Below are 17,205 nucleotides of genomic sequence, written 5' to 3'. Positions count from 1 at the left end.
GATTGAAAGGAATCTAAGTCACCGCAGGCTTGTAATTGCGACTCATTCGCATTAGCATGAGGTCCCGCCCAGCTACCATTCCATGCGTCCGATGCCCTCTCTCACCCGCGGCGCCCGCCTGTTGCTTGCTCTTCCCTTTGTCCTTGCGTTGCTCAGTTGCAGCACGCCTTCTACAGACATCCAGTCGCACGCCGACGCCGCCACACCGGCATACCAGGTCGAGATTCGCCGCACTGCGCTCGGCATTCCGCATCTGAAGGCAGATGACTGGGGCAGCCTCGGCTACGGATACGGCTATGTGCAGGCGCAGGACAATCTGTGCACGATGGCCGATGCCTTCGTCACCTATCGGGGCGAGCGCTCGCGCTACTTCGGCGCCAAGGCGCGGCCGTCCAACGATGACACGTTCGGCCAGCCGTCCAATCTCGACGCCGATTTCTTCTTCCGCTTCATCGACGACGGTGCAGCCGTGGCTCGATACCGCAACAGCCAGACGCCGGAAATGCGCGCGCTGATAGACGGCTTCGCGAGCGGCTATAACCGCTATGTGGATGAGCTTGCCAAGGGCGAATTCGTCGGGGCGCATGCGGCCTGCCGCTCGGCGCCGTGGGTCGGCAAGATCAGCACGGCGGATATCTACCGGCGTCTGTATACGGCTAACCTGGCAGCCGGTGCGGGCCGTTTTGTGTCCGCGATTGCTACGGCGCAGCCGCCGGGCGCTACGCCCGGCAGCGCAAAGCCGATGGCATCCGCGACTTCGCCGCATGGCTCGCCGGATTCGCAGAGCCTGGCGTCCACCGCTCCGCTGATGGATTTCGGCGGCCACGCTGGCGTGGGCAGCAACGGCCTCGCGTTTGGTGCTGATGCCACTCACAATGGCAGCGCTATCCTGTTCGGTAACCCGCACTGGTTCTGGAGCGGGCCGGCCCGCTTCTACCAGGCACAACTGACCATCCCTGGTAAGCTCGATGTCAGCGGTGTGTCGTTTCTCGGTTCACCGGTGATCGAGATCGGCTTCAACCGGGACGTTGCGTGGACGCATACGGTGTCCACCGCGTCGCGGTTCGGGTTGTTTCAGTTGAGCCTGGTGCCGGGCTTGACGACGTCGTATCGGTACGACGGACAGGTGGAAGCGATGACGCCGACTCGCGTCACCGTTGAGGTCCGCTCCGACGACGGCACGGTGCATCCAGTCACCCGGACGCTCTACCGTTCGCGGTTTGGGCCAATGCTCAACCTGAGTTCGATGTCGCCGGCACTCGCATGGAACACACAGCAAGCGTTCGCCCTGCGCGACATCGACGCGGACAACTTCCGCGTCTTCGAAAACTTCCTTGACTGGAATCAGGCACGTTCGCTCAATGACTTCATCCGCATCCAGAAACGGAATGCTGCGGTGCCTTGGGTCAATACGCTTGCCATTGGTCGCGGCGATCCGCGCGTCTGGTACGCGGACATCGGCGCCATCCCGAATGCGCCCGACAGTCTCGTGGAGCGCTGCACGCCGCCCATCGGCAAGGCGTTCGCCCAAGCGATTCCGGGCGTGCCCGTGCTTGACGGTACACGCAGTGATTGCGACTGGCAGCTCGACCGAAGTGCTGTGCAGCCTGGCGCGATGCCGGTCGCGCAGATGCCGAGCCTGTTGCGACGTGACTATGTGGGCAATTTCAATGGCAGCTTCTGGCTCAGCAATCCGGCTGAGCCCTTGACCGGCTACGCGCGGGTGATTGGCCCAACCGATGCGGCGCAGTCTATGCGCACCCGCCTCGGCCACACGATTGCCGCGCAACTGCAGGCCGATCCGGCTGGCGTATCGCCGGGCGCGCTGCAACGCGCCGCACTGGACAGCCGCTCGATGTCAGCGATCCTTTTCAAGCAGCCGGTGCTCGACCGTCTTTGCGTGACAGGTAACGCAAACGATCTGCAACAGGCCTGTGCTGTTCTCGCGGCATGGAACGATACTGCCGATGCCGACGCCCGCGGCGCAACGTTGTGGAACGCTTTCTGGGAGCATCTCAGGGATATCCCGGCGGCGCAGTTGTACACCGTGCCGTTCGATCCGAAACAGCCGTTGACCACACCGGCCGGCATCGCGGTGGACCATGCGAAACTCGCGACGGCAATGCAAGCCGCCCTCGCCGATATGCACAATGCCGGCATTGCCATCGATGCACCGCGCAGCGCGGCGCTCTACGTGCAGCGCAACGACGAGCGCATTCCGCTCTTTGGCGGCTGCGACACGGAAGGGTACTTCACGGCGGCTTGCGCGCAGCATCCGTTCGATACCCGTGGCGACTCGATGAACGTCAATCCGAACGGCAACAGCTACCTGCAGGTGGTGCGGTTCGAGCAAGGAGAGGTTGTGGCCGATACGCTGCTCGCGTCATCGGAATCGGACGATCCCGCTTCGCCGCATTACGCCGACGGGACCCGCGAATACGCGAGCAAACACTGGATGCGGGTGCCGTTTAGCGAGGAAGCAATTGCGCACGATCCGGCGCTGGTCACTCAGGTGCTGACGGCGCCGGCGGCGGACGGTGCGGCGGCGCGCTGAGTCTTGCTGCGGGGAGGTTTTGCTGAAAAGTTGCAGTACCGCGGACGGTGCGAGTGAACGTTGGTGTTAGCGCGCAACTTACTCAGCGATTGCCCGGCCATCGCGCCCCATCCAGCCGAACGCATGAACCCGCGTCACCGGTTGAGCGACCGCAGCTGCCGCGCTAATGATGCCCGGCATCGGCAAGTCGATGATCTGCCAGCGACGCGCGTCGGGCGCATCGACGAAGAAAGTAGCCGCATCTTGCTGCAGTACGTGGGCGTCGGCGTTCATCAATTGCGCGCCCATGGCATACGTGAGACTCGCATGACGCACGTGGCTTCGCGTCTCGATTGACCGGGACATTTTCTCGCGACGGGACGACGCTGTGTCGCCGTCAGGATGGCCGCTCGCAGCGTTATCAGGCAGCGTCGGCACACTCGTCGCGAGGCCGAGCGGGCTGTTGCTCACGCCGATCACGATCCAGATTCCGGCATAGGCAATGGCGATCTCGATAGGCTCGCGCTCGCCGACGTTGGCAACACGCAGTTGACCCTGCGCATCCTCTACCAGATCGACCTCCGCGGGCGCGCAGCCGATCATGTCGCCCAGAATCTCACGCATCGCGGCGCGACCCACGACAAAGCGCTTGCCCAATGCGGGATTCGGGTGGCTCTTGACCCGCGCGAGTTCGGCTTGCGACAGACGGGCGTACGCCGCGTCCTTGGACACAAAGTGCCATTCCGAACGACAACGCCACAAGAGCAGTTCGCCGTCGTTGGGATAGGCGACGTCAGCGGCCAGCCGGTAAGCGAGGCGCTGGGGGATGAACTCCAGTTCCGCAGCGCGCCGAATGGTTTGAGCGGACCCGGATGGACGGGCCAACGAGTCCGCCTCGTCCACGTTTGCAATTGACGAGTCAGACGGCATGCTAAGACTCGTCAGTGCATGCGATGACACGGTGCGATCGGAGTGGGCGTTTGAAACGGATGAAAGCATGCGCAAAAGAATCACGGTTGTGAAGCATGCTCAATCATCGGACAGTTTCAGCATAATTGCAAATGATTCGCATTTGCAATTATGCTGAATGGATTGAATTCGACATGCGACGCGGGCGGTTCCTACTTTTCAGCCCGTTGGCCGCAAGGCTCGCAGTAGCAGAAAGGGCGGCCGGCGACGTTCGGCTTCCAGCATGGGGCGGTCTTTCAATGCCTCCGCAGTAGGCCCCGGCTCGCCAAGATGCTCGAGCAGCAACCCGGCGCGGATCAACGTGTTGACGTAGGTTTCAACGGTCCGGTGATACTTGATGACACCATCGACAAACCAGCGCGTGTCTCGCTTCCCTTCCTCGCGATAGTGATCGACCGGCCAATATCGCCGGTGCCCCTCGTCATCCCGAACCCAGCCTGCCGGGTAGGCGGTGCAGAGTGGATGCTCCACGGAAAATACAAAGCGGCCACCCGGTTTCAAGGCTTGAAATACACGCTCGACCACGCCGGCATAGTCTTCGACGTAATGCAGCGCAAGCGAGGAGACGACAAGGTCGAATGAATCTGCTGCGGGTCGATACTGTTCGATAGGGCAGCGTTCGTAACTCACCGACGGATCGCTCGTTCGCCGGACGGCTTCTTCGAGCATTCGCGCGGAGATATCGACGCCGGTCACGGAGGCCGCTCCCTGTGCGCTTGCGAAACGCGCGAACTCGCCGAAGCCGCAACCCAGGTCGAGTACATGCGAGTTGGAAAGCTCGGGCAACAGACGATGCAACGCAGGGATTTCCAGGGCTCCGTTCAAGCCGGTGTCGGTGTCGCGAAGCGCCTTGTAGCCTTCGAAGAACGTCGTATCGTCGTAGATGTTTTGCGGCGTCAGGGCGGTAGCGGATGCCGGATCGTTGGTCACTGCGGAAACTCCTTCTTGTAGGTGGGTGCGTTGCGACCGTGGGTGCTGGTTCGGGGGCATGGTGAACGAGGCGCGCGGCTATCGTGTGCAAAACATTCGATAGCCGCCAGTGGTTTAACGTGACCTCGCCACTCTATCAAATGACCTTGCAACCGACCGGCAGTGGTATGCGCCGCGCACCGACGGCGCATACCACTGATCACCACATCACCCCTACGACCCCCGCAAACGAACTACTTGCACTTTTATACTCTGCCGTATAGAGTACTCTACATAAACCCTTCTGGAGCCATCATGTCACTCTCATCTGAGCAGGCATCACAGGCCTTGCGCGAAGTCGAGGCTGTCAGCCATCGCAGCAGCCAGCTGTATAGCTATCAGAAGTTCGCGCCCATGCTGATGCTTTGGGGTGTGATCTGGTTAGTCGGCTTCGCTGTGACCCATTTTTTCCCCACACGCGCTTCGCAGATCTGGATCCCGCTGGACGTAATCGGCATAGGCGGTTGCATTTTCCTTGGCAGAAGAGGCAAACAGGACGCATCCAATGACAAGTCGTGGCGCTGGCTCGCGTCGGCGTTGGCCGTTGTGGTGTTTTACATCGCTGTGCTTAACGTCTTTCAGCCAGCCACCGGCGAGAAGTCGGCCGTATTGATCTCGTTGATCGTCGCGTTGTTCTACTTTCTGAGCGGCCTCTGGATCGGATCGCGCCTCGCGGTCACAGGTTTGGCCCTCGCCGTGCTCACGCTCGTCGGCTACTACCTGCTTCCTGCCTACTTCCTCCTGTGGATGGCGGTGGTCGGCGGCGGCGCGTTGATACTGGCTGGCGCCTGGCTGAGGGCCGCGTGAATGGATCAGCTCGACGAAACCATCCATCAACCGGTTCGGCTCAAGATCATGGCGGCGCTTAAAGCATTACCGAACCGAGAGGCGATTGAATTTGTGCGATTGCGCGCCATCGTCGATGCAACAGAAGGCAATCTCGGCGCGCATCTCGCCACTCTGGAGAAGAGTGGTTACATCGAGATCACCAAAGACTTCGTCGGCAAAAAGCCGCGCACGCGTGTGGCCATGACCACGTCAGGAAGGCGGGCATTCGAACGCTATGTGGATTATCTGCGAGGCATTCTCGACGGTATTTCTTGATGCGTTCGGTAGACACACCGGAGCAGGCAATCCAGGTTGGGCGACGCCAGCGTCGCCTTGGCTCTAATCAGTTAAGCGACGCCGCGACTTCTTTAGCGAAATTCGTGCGCACACCTTTGTCGGGGGATATTCGTGGGACACAACACCATCTACGCTCACAGAACCGGCTCGGCAGTTGGTCAGATGTTCTTTGCCGGATTTGGCACGCTGTGGATGACAGGGTGGTGCCTGCAAACACATGGAGTAGATTGGCCGATGCTCGGGCTAATCGTGCTGGCCGGAGGCACCCTCTTTCTGTGGGCTATGTGCGATTTTCGCGCGTTCCGTCCGCATGTCGACATGAATGCAGAACCCGAAGCACGCAAGGCGCGGCAGCGCGTCTTCAGGTGGGTCAACCTCGTGCAATGGCTTGCGGTCTTCGCGGTGAGTTTCATCTTGAGTGCGCTTGGGCATCCCGAATGGAGTACGCCTGCGGTGGTCCTCATCGTCGGCCTGCACCTGATTCCGCTAGCGCGAATTTTCCACGCTCCCCGGCATTACGTCACAGGTATCGCGCTTATCGTCGTAGCATTGGCCTACCCGTGGATGAACGGCGGCGGTCCCAACTACCCTTCCGGCGAGTTCGCCACTGGAGCGATCCTTTGGATCAGCGCACTCTATACTTCCCTGCGCGGCCATCTTGGCAAAAGTTCAGGCGGAGTGGTTGAACGCCAAGGAGTACTGGCGAACGAAGTTCGCTAGCGGACCTTGAAGTCTCCGAGATATTCCATCGAGTACGGGTATTCGTGCCCCTTTGCTTAAAACTCCACCAACGCAAAATCTTCCTTGCCCACGTCGCACAGTGGGCAGCGCCAGTCGGCAGGCACATCGGGCCAGCGCGTTCCAGCGGCGATGCCCTCTTCGGGCAAGCCAGCCGCTTCGTCATAGATCCAGCCGCAAATCACACACACCCACTGCTTGAACTCATCGCGCGTCTGAGCGTCTTGAGCAGTAGCGGGCAATACAGATGCATCTTCGGATGCCACCGCGTGCATAGATTTCGAATCGTCGAGGCTCACGACGAGCGGCGCCGTGGTCCCTGCGCTACTGACAGCTAGATGCGCCTGAAGCGTTTGCAGAAGCGACTGCGCTTCCGCCTGCGTCAGATCGATCCAGTAGGGATCGCCAGCGCCATCGTTGAGTCGCTCGGAGGAAAACTGAATCTCTAAGGCTACGCCCTTCTTATACATAACAAACGGTATCCCGGTGGCCGGCCGTTTTCGCCAGCCCTTTGCATTTAACGAAGCAGACACGGACGCAACGCAAGCGCGACGAACTCAGCGCTAAAGGGGTGATTCGCACGGTCGCTGCGAGCAATCCACAGCCCTCATGGCGGACCATCATTATCGCCTTCCCCGGATAGCGCATTAGCTACACTGCAGAGATGCACTGTTTCCTCCCATTAGCTAAAAGCTCGGGACAGGCTGTGCGAAAACGCGCTTCCATGTTCGGCGAGGATCACGCGGTAGGCGGCGATGCAACAAAAGATCCGTCGTGCTTCATCCGCGCACCGTAAGAACCCAGCAGCACTTGCCACCATTCGCCATGACGCCGCAGAAAGATGCCATCGGGGAAGTGATGACGTGCGACGTGATCTTGCGGCACCGTATCCCAGCCGCGATGCTCGACGATGACGCGGGTCTCATCGCCTACCGCCTCGAAGCGCACCTCGACATGAGTCCGCTGATCAGCGGAGAAGCTCGCCTGACTCCAGCCGAACGCGAGCCGTACACCAGGCTCCCACGCCGTGACGCGCCCCACTTCGAACACGCTGCCATCCGTCTGCGTCTCGATCAAACGACCATTGACACCACCCTCGAACGACAGCGTACCCGCGCCCCGCGGAGTGAACTGGAAGAGCGAATTGGGCCGCCACCACAAGGCGATGTCTCGCGTGAAGACATCGAAGGCCCGGTGCGGAGCTGCGGATACGCGGACCGACACCTGCACGCGCGAGCTCACGGCTGTGCCTCCAGATGTGCCTTGAACGCGAGCAATTGCGATGACCACAATTGCTCGGTCGCTTCGAGCCACGCTTTGAGCTCGGTCATCGGTGCGGCCCTCAGCACATAGAGACGCACGCGTGCGTCGATGCCATCGTGCGACTCCTCGATCAGTTCGCTCGAGCGCAACACGCGCAGATGCCGGCTCATCGCTTGCGGACTCAGACCGGTGGCCTGAGCAAGTTCGCCGGCACGCATCGGCTTCTCGCTGAGCAGATCGACCACCTGGCGCCGGCTAGGATCGGCTAGCGCGGACAGCGTCCGGTCCAGCGACGCGCTTGCAGCAAGTGCCATCGGCTCACACCCACCCGTCGATCTTGTGGCCACTCACTCGCTCGGCCTCTTCACGCGATACCTCGCGCAATGTCTGGCCGAAACTCCACGCGTGTCCTTCAGGGTCACGCGCCGCGTAGACGCGGTCACCGTAGAACTGATCCGCCGGTTCACGTGTAATCACAGCGCCGGCTGCGCGCGCCCGGACGCAATGCTCGTCAATGCCATCGCGCAGTTGCACATGGACGGATTGAGTGTTTCTCCCGCCTATGGACTTCGGGCTCGCCATGTCCTCCGCCCATGCACGGCACACCATCACATAGCTGTCGCCAAACCGCATTTCCGAATGGGCGAGCTGGCCGTCGTTGTCCGTGACGACAAACTGACGTTCGAAGCCGAAGGCCTTCTCGAGCCAATCCAGCGCGGCCAGCGGATCGTCATAGTAGACCGCAGCGCCCAAGGACGGACGTGACAGTGCCTCACTCATGGCAGCCTCCCTTCATAAACTAACGGGTTAATATTTAACATATTAGTTTATTAAGTGAGAATGTCAAGGGTGACCGTTACCAGGATGATCGACCAGACCGGACCCCTCTAAAATAACTTCGGCGTACCAACCCAAAGTGCCAGAGCTTCTATGCGCTTACTGTTGATCCATCCATGTGGCAACGTAGATTGATAATGGGCGCTGTCTCCGGCCTGCAAGACAAACGTCTCGCCCTCCAGGGTCAGCGACACCTCGCCGGATATCACGTACAGAAGCTCTTCCGCTGCACTGGTTGGCATATCCGTAGGTCGCCTTTGCTCGGGCGGGAATCTTACGAGGATAGCCTCGAGTTGCTGGGAAGGTGATCCACGCGTGAGTTGCGCAAACAGGTTCGGCGACTCTGCAAACCTGAAGAATTTCAGCTGATCGCCACGGCACACCGGACGTTGTTCGCCAGGTGTGTCCACGAAGTACTGCACGGCGACGCCGAGCGCGCTGGCGATCCCGTTCAGGGATGTGATTGACGGTTTGGCCAACCCACGCTCAACCTGCGAAAGAAAAGGCTTCGAAATCCCCGCCGCGCCCGCCGTGTAGTCGAGTGTGCGTTTTAGCCGCTGCCGTAACGCGCGAATTTTTCCACCCAGAACGGTAGCCGGTGTCGTTTCTTCAAGTTTAGAGAGCATAAGATGAATGCGCTTATTATTTAGTTATCCTTGAATACAGCAAGAGGCCTCGCGCAATGCCACTAGCGCCAGAGATGCCGTATCAGCCGCTGCAATCGGGCCGACTGATCGAGGCGCTCCTGAACTGAATCTTCCGGCTCTGCGTCAACCCGGTTTAAAGACGATTGCCATTGACTACGCAGGAAATGCCGGATGAGTCGCAGTAATCGGGCTGCCTGATGCAGACATTCCCGGACTGGATCTTCCAGTGTTGCGTGGTCCTGGTTTGAACAAAGTGGCTGCTGGTTCATTGTGAATATCCCCGGAAGGTGTCATGGGATCATTCTGCGCATCGGTAAGGCCGCGCGATAGGACCAGGCGTAGCAATCTGAACCGGCGCACTGCGTCGTTTTTCCTGTCTGTATCCCTTGGTCAATCGGTACAGTTGAGATGCCTGCTGGGTGACGCGCCTTACTTCGAGTCGAAGCCTGTTTTACCGGTGTTGGGCACTGTTAGAATTGGTTGTGCTTCCAAAACAGGTGGACAGCGGATGTGGGATCGAACGACTCGTTATGGCGAACTTGCCAGCCAATTGCACGCAGAAATCTGCGCAGGTGAATTTCGCCCCGGCGACAAGTTGCCATCCATCCGCGCCCTATGCTCGCGCTTCAAGGGAAGCAGCGCCACGGTCACGCATGCCCTGTACTTGCTTGAAGACGCGGGCCTGATCGCGGCGCGCCCGCGTTCAGGCTTCTACGTTCGGGAACGTCAGGCAATCGTTGGCCAGTCGTCGCAGCCTCGGCCCGAGGTGGCCACACAACCCGCACTGCCAGCGCAACGCGCCTTGCTACGAGAACTCGACCGGCTGCACGTTCACGAACAGCCCATGTTGTTTGCCGTGATAGATCCTGAGTTGTATCCGGTCGTTGCCCTGCAACGCATCATGACAGCGCAAGCCCGCCGTAATCCTTCGTTCTTTACCCTGGGAGACATGTGCGCCGAATCGCCGCTCGCTGAACAGCTAGCACGCCGGGGACGGTTGATGGGCCTCAACTGGCGTACTGAAGACATCACCATCACGTCTGGCGGGAAATTCAGCCACCGCGCGTTGTTGCGAGTGCTAATCAAACCCGGCGATACAGTGGCGATTGCTTCCCCAACCTCCATGAGGCTGTTATGGGACCTCGATGCGATGGGACTGAATGTGCTCGAAATACCGGCCCATCCGGAGCACGGTCTTTCCACCGATACGCTCGATTTCGTGCTGAAAAGGGAGAAGGTGGCGGCATGTATCTTCTCCGCGAATTTTTCGCATCCCACCGGCGGACTCATGAGCGACGACGCGAAGCGCCGCACGGTCGGGTTGCTTGCAAAGTATGGCGTGCCGCTTATCGAGGACGACCACAACGGGGAGCTGTATTTCGGCAAGAGCCGTCCGTTACCTTTCAAGGCGTTTGATCAAGACGGACTGGTTCACTACATCACGAACCTGAGCGACTTGATTAGCCCCGGCATGTCTCTGGGCTTCGCGGTGACTAACTTGCGTAGGGAGCTTGAATTTATGCCGGAGCCGGCGCCGCTGTTTCAGCACACGCTGGCTGCATTTATGGGCAGTGGTCTGTTCGAGCCGCACTTGCGACGTTTGCGTCAGACGCTGGCAGCCTATGCAAAAATGTACCGGGCAGCCGTGCAACGTCATTTTCCTCCGGAAGCCTGTAGCCATGCAGTTTCAGGCGGCCATTGGCTATGGGTGGAATTGCCGCGCGGCTTCGATTCCGTCGCCTTGTTGCGCAGAGCGCTAACGGCTGGTATTGCTTTTGCGCCAGGCCAGCTTTTTTGCACCGACGGCAGTCTCAATCATTGTTTGCGGCTCAATATGGGCATGCCACTGACTGATCGTACTGAACGGAATATCGCTGCGCTGGGTCAGCTGATATCGGAAGAGCTGGCGCAACTGCGCACCGCATAATGATGGCGATGTGAAAGTCGAAGGTGGTCGATAATTGCCCACCGCTCGACCCGATCGCTTCCGTCGACCAAGCATCAAGCATATTTCCGTGGAGTCTCATCGCATGAGCGTGCTATCCCCCGTCGAGTCGTATCTGCAGGACTTCCATCAACGTCAGGCCGGCGCCACGAGCGCAGCATTTGGTCACCTTCGTGCCCGCTCGAGCGTGGCCGAATATGCATCCTCTTATGCCGCGCTTGCTGGATGCGTGCCGGCATCGGCTGCGCCGCTGACCGTCCTCGATCTCGCTTGCGGCGATGGATATCTGCTCAAGCTGCTGTCGGACCGGCAACAGTCGTCGCTGCGGCTGATTGGCGTAGACATGAGTCAGGGCGAACTGGACGTCGCACGAGCAACGCTCCCTAAGGAAGTCGAGTTGTTAAAAGAGCGTGCGCAGGAAATACCCATCGAAACGGGCAGTGTCGACTGCTTACTGTCGCACATGGCCATCATGCTGATGGATGACGTCGAGCAGGTTATCAAGGAGGTCCGCCGCGTGCTTCGTCCGCACGGTCAGTTTGCGACCGTGGTTGGGCGAGCGTTTCTGCTCGGTGAGGCGAATCAGGTCCTGCACAAAGTTCTGCTGCCGATCCTCAGGGAAGATGCATCGCCGTTGCCGTTCGGCGATGCACGCACCCACACCGTAGAGGGATGGACGGAGTTGCTCTCGAGGGACTTTGAAGACCTGCAGTTCGAAGATCTGGATGTGGATTGGGAACCAAACCCTGACGAGCTATGGGAGTCGCTGACTGAGACCTACACTATCGACCGGCTATCCGAGCCGGCTAAGGCACGCTTGCGGGAGGAGCTCCTGGAAGCGCTAAGCGGCTTGCAACAGAGCGACGGGACCATTCGCACCGGCTGGGGGGTTCGGTTGATTCGTGCGAGGGCAAAGTAGAAAAAGTCCTGCGACTTTCTGGCTTCACTGCGCAACGGGATCAGGCAACCTGAGGCCGTTGCACAGCGAGCGCGATCCTTAGCATTTCGGCAATCGCACGTCGCGTCCTGTTATGGCCATCTGCACAAGGTCAATCAGGCGCTCGCCCTTCTTGAGTGCATCGCGCTTCACGCCTTCCACAACAAAGCCGACCGATTGGTAAAGGTGAATCGCCGACGCGTTGTTCGCGGTTACCTCGAGTTCGATGCGCTCAACAGACGGAGCGCGGGCGGCCCATAGGAGCGTATGCACTAACAATGCCCGACCGATTCCCTGACCGCGATACTCCCGCGCGACGTTGAGCGCTAGCCCCACCGTATGTTCGCGGCTCGGTTGTTCGATCCGCCCGACACCGCCCCCGCCTACCAGTCGTCCCTCGTGCCGCGCGACGTACAACACCGAATGCTCGCCCGCGCGACGCTTGATGAACTCGGCCCACTGTTGATCGCTGACGGTCGCCAACCGATCTGGCAACGTCTCCAGTTCTTCATCGAACAAATCGGTCATGAACTGCTTGTAAGCGTCTTGGTCAGCAGGACTGACGACTTGATATGAGACCCCCGATGCATTCATTCGTGCCGCTCCGCCATGTTGGATTTCCTGGTGCAGAGTGAATTTTCTGCTTACGGCCGGCTATGCACTGTCCGACGCCATCGATGGACAGCGCACACCTGCTTTCGGCTTAAGTCCGCTCAGCGTGCAAACCGGTCTGTCGCTGCGATCAACGCTTTTAGAATGCCCGGTTCATTGTAGGCATGCCCCGCATCCGGAATCAGCTGGAAGTCCGCCTTCGGCCAGGCTTTGGAGAGATCCCACGCGGTACGCGCCGGCGTCGCCACGTCATACCGCCCCTGCACAATCACGCCGGGGATATCGGCGAGGCGATGGGCGTCCCGCAGCAACTGCCCTTCCTCCACAAACCCGTCATTGACGAAGTAATGATTTTCGATGCGCGCGAAAGCGAGCGCGTAATCGTCTTCACCGAAATGCTCCTCCAGTTCGGGGCTGGGCAGCAATGTGATCGTGCGGCCTTCCCACAAGCTCCATGCGCGCGCGGCCTCCCGTTTCGCGGCCTCATCCGTGCCGGTCAGGCGGCGACGATACGCTGCCATCAGATCGCCGCGCTCCTCGACAGGAATCGGCGCGAGGAAGCCCTCCCACAAGTCCGGGAACAACCACGACGCACCTTCCTGGTAGTACCAAAGCAGTTCGGCGCGACGCATCGTGAAGATGCCGCGTACGATCAGCGCGCTGACCCGCTGCGGATGCGTCTCCGAATAGGCCAGACCGAGCGAGCTGCCCCACGATCCGCCGAACACCAGCCACTGCTCGACGCCCATCATCTCGCGCAAGCGCTCGACATCCGCGACCAGGTCCCACGTCGTGTTGTTGTCCAGGCTCGCATGCGGCTTGGAGCGGCCGCAACCGCGTTGATCGAACAGCATCACGTTGTAGCGCGCCGGGTCGAACAGACGGCGATGTTCCGGGCTGCATCCGCCGCCGGGGCCGCCGTGAAGAAACACCGCCGGCTTGCCGTTCGGATTGCCGCACAACTCCCAATACACCTGATGACCGTCACCGGTATCGAGAAAGCCGTGCTTGTAGGGTTCAATTGATGGGTACATGTTTGATTCCAGAGTGTGGATGCCGGTGCATTGCGGCGAGCCGCGTGCGCATCCAATAGATTCTGCCCGATGAACTTCAACCCGGCTACTCGTTTCGGATGCGGACGCGGCTCGGCCGCTAGTCCGCCTGGGATAACTGGAACACATTTCCCTCGGGATCTTCTCCGTCGCAAAGCAAATAGGGGAAACCTTCGTAGCGTTTCAGCTCGCGCATGTTGACGCCTGCTGCAACGAGCTTGTCGCGCAACGCGTTCAATCCCGATGGCACAGAGAAGACCATCTTGGCATTCGAGTGAACGTGCTTAGCCGTCGTGTTGCGATACGGCTCACCCACAAGATGTAGCGCGAGTTCAATCGCACCCGCTTTGAGGACAACCCATTCGCCGGGAATCTCTTCAACGATGGGTAACGCGAAATGCGCTTCGTAAAACGACTTCAGTGCTTCGACATCGTGCACGTAGAGTATTAACCGGCTCATGGAGATGTCCACGTGTTTCTCCCGTTGGGTTGTTCGATGCGGCTAAAGATCGGAATCGGCGCGAGGCGGCGCAGCGTTTTCATACAAAATACGACTGTACCGCGTCGCAACCCTTCACTAGGATAGCTCCACTCTCACGCCAAATGCGGGCGCTTCACTCATTTCAAATTGCTTGACCTGCCCGGCGTTGCACAAGTCGCTTTCAGCGATCTTAAGCAGCTCAAGGCAGGCCGGCGGGCCTTCCACGCGGACCCACTCGACCTCGGCCTTCATCGACAACTTAGCCTCAGATTTTTCCTTGCGGATCGCGCTTAGCACTTCGGAAGCGGCAAAGATGAGCTCATCAAACGAATCGTCTTTCGAGCGGCTCGATGCGCCGAAGTACATATCCATCGTAGGCCACGGCGCAGTATGAACCGATCCCTCCATCCACCACGACCAGCACTCTTCCGTGACGAATGGCAGAAACGGCGCCAACAGCCGTTGAACCACAGAAAGCGAAGCCGCCAGCGCATTGCGTGCCGACGCCGCTTGCGATCCACTGCCATATGCCCGGCCCTTCACAAGTTCGACGTAATCGTCGCAATACCACCAGAAAAAGGCTTCGATGCGTTCGATGGCCCGGTTGTACTCGAACGCCTCCAGCGCAGCCGTCGCATGATCAACCACAGCGGCGAGATGCAGCATCATGGCGCGGTCGAGTCCATGCGTGATGGCGCCATCCGGCTCGCCATCGAAGCCCAGCGCAAACTTCGAAACGTTCAACAGCTTGAGTGCAAGCCGACGGCCCACCTTCATCTGCTTCTCTTCGAAAGCGGTATCCGTACCCGGACCGCCCAACGCTGCCCAGTAACGCACACCATCGGAGCCGTAAGTATCGAGCAGCGACAGTGGCGTAACCACGTTACCTTTCGATTTCGACATCTTCTTGCGATCCGGATCGAGAACCCAACCGGAAAGCATCGTGTGCCGCCAAGGTGCGCTCTGCGCTTCGAAGCCGCTCCGCACCACCGTATAGAACAGCCACGTGCGGATGATTTCATGTCCCTGGGGACGCAGGTCCATCGGGAAGATATTCGCAAAGCATCCGTCGGCCTGCTCCCAACCGCCTGCAATCTGCGGCGTCAGCGAACTGGTTGCCCATGTATCCATGATGTCCGCTTCTCCCACGAAACCGCCCGGTTGGCCGCGTTGCGCCTCGGTATAACCCGGTGGCACATGTGAGCTCGGATCGATCGGCAATGACGCCGCATCCGGACATATCGGCGTGCTGTAATCCGGTTCGCCCGCTGCATTGAGCGGATACCAAAGCGGAATTGGCACACCGAAGATCCGTTGGCGGCTAATCAACCAATCGCTATTCAGGCCTGTGACCCAGTGGCCATAGCGCGTGGCCATGTGCCCTGGATGCCAGCAGAGCTGCGCGCCTCGCTCAAGGAGTTCCTCGCGCAGCACATTGTCGCGCCCGCCGCTACGCAGATACCATTGCCTCGTTGCGATGATCTCTAGCGGACGGTCCCCCTTCTCAAAGTATTTGACGCTGTGCGTAAGCGGTCGCGGCGGACCCAGCAAATCGCCGCTTTCCGTCAGCATTTCAACCATCCGGTTGCGTGCCTGAGGAACAGATGCGCCCGCAAGGCGGGCATAAGCATCGCGCGCGTGCGGCGATGCGAGCCAATCTGGCGTCTCGCTCTGCAAGCGACCATCTTTGGCTATCACACAGCGTGTCGGCAAATTGAGTTCGCGCCACCAGATCACGTCGGTGACATCGCCGAACGTACAGATCATCGCCAGTCCGGTGCCTTTTTCAGGCTCACCGAGCGGATGCGCCAGCACCGGCACTTCGATATCGAAGAGGGGCGCGCGCGCCTTGGTTCCGATGAGATGGCGATAGCGCTCGTCATCGGGATGCGCCACCAAAGCGACACATGCCGGCAGTAACTCCGGGCGCGTCGTAGAGATGATCAACGCATTACCTAGACCATCGACGAAACGCAGGTCGTGATACGCACCTGCAAGCTCACGGTCTTCGAGTTCAGCCTGTGCGACTGCCGTCTGGAAAGTCACGTCCCACAAACACGGTGCGTCCTGACTGTACAGCTCGCCTCGCTGCAGATTGCGCAGGAATCCCAACTGACTTGTGCGTTGCGATCGATCGTCGATTGTGGCGTAGGTCAAACTCCAGTCGACCGAAATCCCGAGACGCACAAACAGTTCTCTGAACGCGCGTTCGTCGACGGCGGTCAGTTTGTGGCAAAGCTCGATGAAGTTACGCCGGCTGATCCGCTCAAACTCCGAGCGACGCGTGGCGGGCGTAGCAGGCTCGCGATAGTGCGGTTCGTACGCCGCATCCGGATCGCACGTCACGCCATAGAAGTTCTCGACGCGCCGCTCCGTGGGCAGGCCGTTGTCGTCCCATCCGATTGGATAAAACACGCTCTTGCCCGTCATGCGCCGATAACGAGCGATGATGTCGGCATGCGTATAGCTGAACACGTGCCCCACATGCAGGGAGCCGGACACCGTGGGCGGGGGAGTATCGATCGAGAACACGTTTTCGCGCGGCGCCGTGCGGTCGAAGGCATTGAGCTGTTGCACTTGCCAATGCTCTGCCCAACGCGCTTCGAGTGCGTCGAGACCAGGCCGCTCGGGCACGCGTGGAGCGGCGTGGCGTCGTGTCGGACGACGACGCTCGGTGGCCGATAAGGAAGATGAAGGTTTCATCGCTGCTTCGCTGTCGATAGGAAATTCGGGTTGCAGTGCATATCGAAGGCCACACACGAACGCACGAATCCGCGCGACCCGGACAGGGATCACGAACGAATCCAGCATACACGCGAGCGGTGCGGCCTTGGTACGTCTTTGGCCAGGCTATGTGTTTAAGCGACGTGGCTTACGAACAGCGCGATCGAGGCGGAGGAACGCCCGATGCAGGCTCACGAACGCTCCATAGCGCGAAATGCAGCAGCGATGCCTCGGAGAACACCGAAAGGCCGACGGACGCGGAGTGAAGCGAGGGAAAGAAGCGAGAACAGGTACGGCGAAATGCTCGAAGCAGCCGTGGCGAGCGTATGAAAAGCTGCGCGTGCTGCGAGGGGATGAGGTAAATCAGTGCGGC

General features: G+C 59.8%; 17 protein-coding genes. 6 read left to right on the top strand and 11 right to left on the bottom strand.

Features of this window, described 5'->3' with window-relative positions:
• Window positions 1-91: 91 nt before the first annotated feature.
• Window positions 92-2,554, top strand: a complete 2,463-nt coding sequence (locus P3T17_RS08795) for a penicillin acylase family protein (protein WP_429406085.1) — start codon at window positions 92-94, stop codon at window positions 2,552-2,554.
• A gap of 78 nt (window positions 2,555-2,632) precedes the next feature.
• On the opposite strand, the gene P3T17_RS08790 is transcribed toward P3T17_RS08795, so the two are convergent.
• Together P3T17_RS08790 and P3T17_RS08785 are read right to left on the bottom strand one after the other, a co-directional pair.
• On the bottom strand, window positions 2,633-3,463 hold the full coding sequence (locus tag P3T17_RS08790; RefSeq protein ID WP_429406083.1) for a 4'-phosphopantetheinyl transferase family protein: 831 nt from the start codon (window positions 3,461-3,463) through the stop codon (window positions 2,633-2,635).
• 198 nt (window positions 3,464-3,661) lie between these two features.
• Window positions 3,662-4,432: a class I SAM-dependent methyltransferase gene (locus tag P3T17_RS08785; RefSeq protein WP_429406082.1), complete on the bottom strand. Its 771-nt coding sequence runs from the start codon at window positions 4,430-4,432 to the stop codon at window positions 3,662-3,664.
• Window positions 4,433-4,726: 294 nt separating this feature from the next.
• On the opposite strand from P3T17_RS08785, the gene P3T17_RS08780 reads away from it, so the two are divergent.
• From P3T17_RS08780 to P3T17_RS08770, 3 genes are all read left to right on the top strand, one after another.
• Complete coding sequence (locus P3T17_RS08780) at window positions 4,727-5,278, top strand: hypothetical protein (RefSeq protein ID WP_429406081.1); 552 nt, start codon at window positions 4,727-4,729, stop codon at window positions 5,276-5,278.
• Window positions 5,279-5,575, top strand: coding sequence for a winged helix-turn-helix domain-containing protein (locus P3T17_RS08775; protein WP_429406079.1), 297 nt, complete (start codon window positions 5,279-5,281; stop codon window positions 5,573-5,575).
• Window positions 5,576-5,707: 132 nt separating this feature from the next.
• On the top strand, window positions 5,708-6,316 hold the full coding sequence (locus P3T17_RS08770; RefSeq protein ID WP_143787650.1) for a hypothetical protein: 609 nt from the start codon (window positions 5,708-5,710) through the stop codon (window positions 6,314-6,316).
• Window positions 6,317-6,372: 56 nt separating this feature from the next.
• On the opposite strand, the gene P3T17_RS08765 is transcribed toward P3T17_RS08770, so the two are convergent.
• The 5 genes from P3T17_RS08765 to P3T17_RS08745 all read right to left on the bottom strand — a co-directional run bounded on the left by P3T17_RS08765 (window position 6,373) and on the right by P3T17_RS08745 (window position 9,060).
• Window positions 6,373-6,804 carry a rubredoxin gene (locus P3T17_RS08765; RefSeq protein ID WP_429406077.1) on the bottom strand — a complete coding sequence of 144 codons (432 nt, stop codon included), beginning with the start codon at window positions 6,802-6,804 and terminating at the stop codon, window positions 6,373-6,375.
• A gap of 268 nt (window positions 6,805-7,072) precedes the next feature.
• Window positions 7,073-7,576, bottom strand: coding sequence for an SRPBCC family protein (locus P3T17_RS08760; RefSeq protein ID WP_429406075.1), 504 nt, complete (start codon window positions 7,574-7,576; stop codon window positions 7,073-7,075).
• A complete protein-coding gene (locus tag P3T17_RS08755; RefSeq protein WP_074266994.1) occupies window positions 7,573-7,911 on the bottom strand; it encodes an ArsR/SmtB family transcription factor in 339 nt (112 codons plus the stop codon). Before P3T17_RS08755 ends, P3T17_RS08760 begins: the two co-directional genes overlap by 4 nt.
• 4 nt (window positions 7,912-7,915) lie before the next feature.
• Entirely contained in the window at window positions 7,916-8,377 is a 462-nt protein-coding gene (locus P3T17_RS08750) for a VOC family protein (RefSeq protein WP_429406074.1), read from the bottom strand.
• 107 nt (window positions 8,378-8,484) lie between these two features.
• The gene (locus P3T17_RS08745; RefSeq protein WP_429406072.1) at window positions 8,485-9,060 is read right to left on the bottom strand and encodes a helix-turn-helix domain-containing protein; all 576 of its coding nucleotides are present in this window, start codon (window positions 9,058-9,060) and stop codon (window positions 8,485-8,487) included.
• Between the two features lie 529 nt (window positions 9,061-9,589).
• Here P3T17_RS08745 and P3T17_RS08740 point away from each other — a divergent pair.
• Window positions 9,590-11,008, top strand: coding sequence for a PLP-dependent aminotransferase family protein (locus P3T17_RS08740; protein ID WP_429406071.1), 1,419 nt, complete (start codon window positions 9,590-9,592; stop codon window positions 11,006-11,008).
• A gap of 103 nt (window positions 11,009-11,111) precedes the next feature.
• Window positions 11,112-11,945, top strand: coding sequence for a class I SAM-dependent methyltransferase (locus tag P3T17_RS08735; RefSeq protein ID WP_429406070.1), 834 nt, complete (start codon window positions 11,112-11,114; stop codon window positions 11,943-11,945).
• Window positions 11,946-12,023: 78 nt separating this feature from the next.
• Here P3T17_RS08735 and P3T17_RS08730 read toward each other — a convergent pair whose 3' ends face one another.
• The 4 genes from P3T17_RS08730 to valS all read right to left on the bottom strand — a co-directional run bounded on the left by P3T17_RS08730 (window position 12,024) and on the right by valS (window position 16,811).
• Complete coding sequence (locus tag P3T17_RS08730) at window positions 12,024-12,557, bottom strand: GNAT family N-acetyltransferase (RefSeq protein ID WP_429406068.1); 534 nt, start codon at window positions 12,555-12,557, stop codon at window positions 12,024-12,026.
• 119 nt (window positions 12,558-12,676) lie between these two features.
• Window positions 12,677-13,609, bottom strand: coding sequence for a prolyl aminopeptidase (gene pip / locus P3T17_RS08725; RefSeq protein WP_074266988.1), 933 nt, complete (start codon window positions 13,607-13,609; stop codon window positions 12,677-12,679).
• 118 nt (window positions 13,610-13,727) lie between these two features.
• A complete protein-coding gene (locus tag P3T17_RS08720; RefSeq protein ID WP_429406067.1) occupies window positions 13,728-14,087 on the bottom strand; it encodes a VOC family protein in 360 nt (119 codons plus the stop codon).
• A 117-nt stretch (window positions 14,088-14,204) separates the two neighbouring features.
• Window positions 14,205-16,811: a valine--tRNA ligase gene (gene valS / locus P3T17_RS08715; RefSeq protein ID WP_429406066.1), complete on the bottom strand. Its 2,607-nt coding sequence runs from the start codon at window positions 16,809-16,811 to the stop codon at window positions 14,205-14,207.
• Window positions 16,812-17,205 lie beyond the last annotated feature (394 nt).

Source organism: Paraburkholderia sp. GAS82 (assembly GCF_050436285.1).
Classification (GTDB): Bacteria; Pseudomonadota; Gammaproteobacteria; order Burkholderiales; family Burkholderiaceae; genus Paraburkholderia; species Paraburkholderia phenazinium_B.
The sequence above is the reverse complement of the archived record's forward strand: the minus strand, read 5'-3'. Positions and strand labels throughout refer to the sequence as shown.

Excerpts from the sequence above, each read along its gene's own strand:
- valS (WP_429406066.1), bottom strand. The coding sequence starts at position 16,811 with ATGAAACCTTCATCTTCCTTATCGGCCACCGAGCGTCGTCGTCCGACA.
- P3T17_RS08730 (WP_429406068.1), bottom strand. The coding sequence starts at position 12,557 with ATGAATGCATCGGGGGTCTCATATCAAGTCGTCAGTCCTGCTGACCAA.
- P3T17_RS08775 (WP_429406079.1), top strand. The coding sequence starts at position 5,279 with ATGGATCAGCTCGACGAAACCATCCATCAACCGGTTCGGCTCAAGATC.
- P3T17_RS08795 (WP_429406085.1), top strand. The coding sequence starts at position 92 with ATGCCCTCTCTCACCCGCGGCGCCCGCCTGTTGCTTGCTCTTCCCTTT.
- P3T17_RS08735 (WP_429406070.1), top strand. The coding sequence starts at position 11,112 with ATGAGCGTGCTATCCCCCGTCGAGTCGTATCTGCAGGACTTCCATCAA.
- P3T17_RS08755 (WP_074266994.1), bottom strand. The coding sequence starts at position 7,911 with ATGGCACTTGCTGCAAGCGCGTCGCTGGACCGGACGCTGTCCGCGCTA.
- P3T17_RS08750 (WP_429406074.1), bottom strand. The coding sequence starts at position 8,377 with ATGAGTGAGGCACTGTCACGTCCGTCCTTGGGCGCTGCGGTCTACTAT.
- pip (WP_074266988.1), bottom strand. The coding sequence starts at position 13,609 with ATGTACCCATCAATTGAACCCTACAAGCACGGCTTTCTCGATACCGGT.
- P3T17_RS08740 (WP_429406071.1), top strand. The coding sequence starts at position 9,590 with ATGTGGGATCGAACGACTCGTTATGGCGAACTTGCCAGCCAATTGCAC.
- P3T17_RS08720 (WP_429406067.1), bottom strand. The coding sequence starts at position 14,087 with ATGAGCCGGTTAATACTCTACGTGCACGATGTCGAAGCACTGAAGTCG.
- P3T17_RS08765 (WP_429406077.1), bottom strand. The coding sequence starts at position 6,804 with ATGTATAAGAAGGGCGTAGCCTTAGAGATTCAGTTTTCCTCCGAGCGA.
- P3T17_RS08745 (WP_429406072.1), bottom strand. The coding sequence starts at position 9,060 with ATGCTCTCTAAACTTGAAGAAACGACACCGGCTACCGTTCTGGGTGGA.
- P3T17_RS08780 (WP_429406081.1), top strand. The coding sequence starts at position 4,727 with ATGTCACTCTCATCTGAGCAGGCATCACAGGCCTTGCGCGAAGTCGAG.
- P3T17_RS08790 (WP_429406083.1), bottom strand. The coding sequence starts at position 3,463 with ATGCCGTCTGACTCGTCAATTGCAAACGTGGACGAGGCGGACTCGTTG.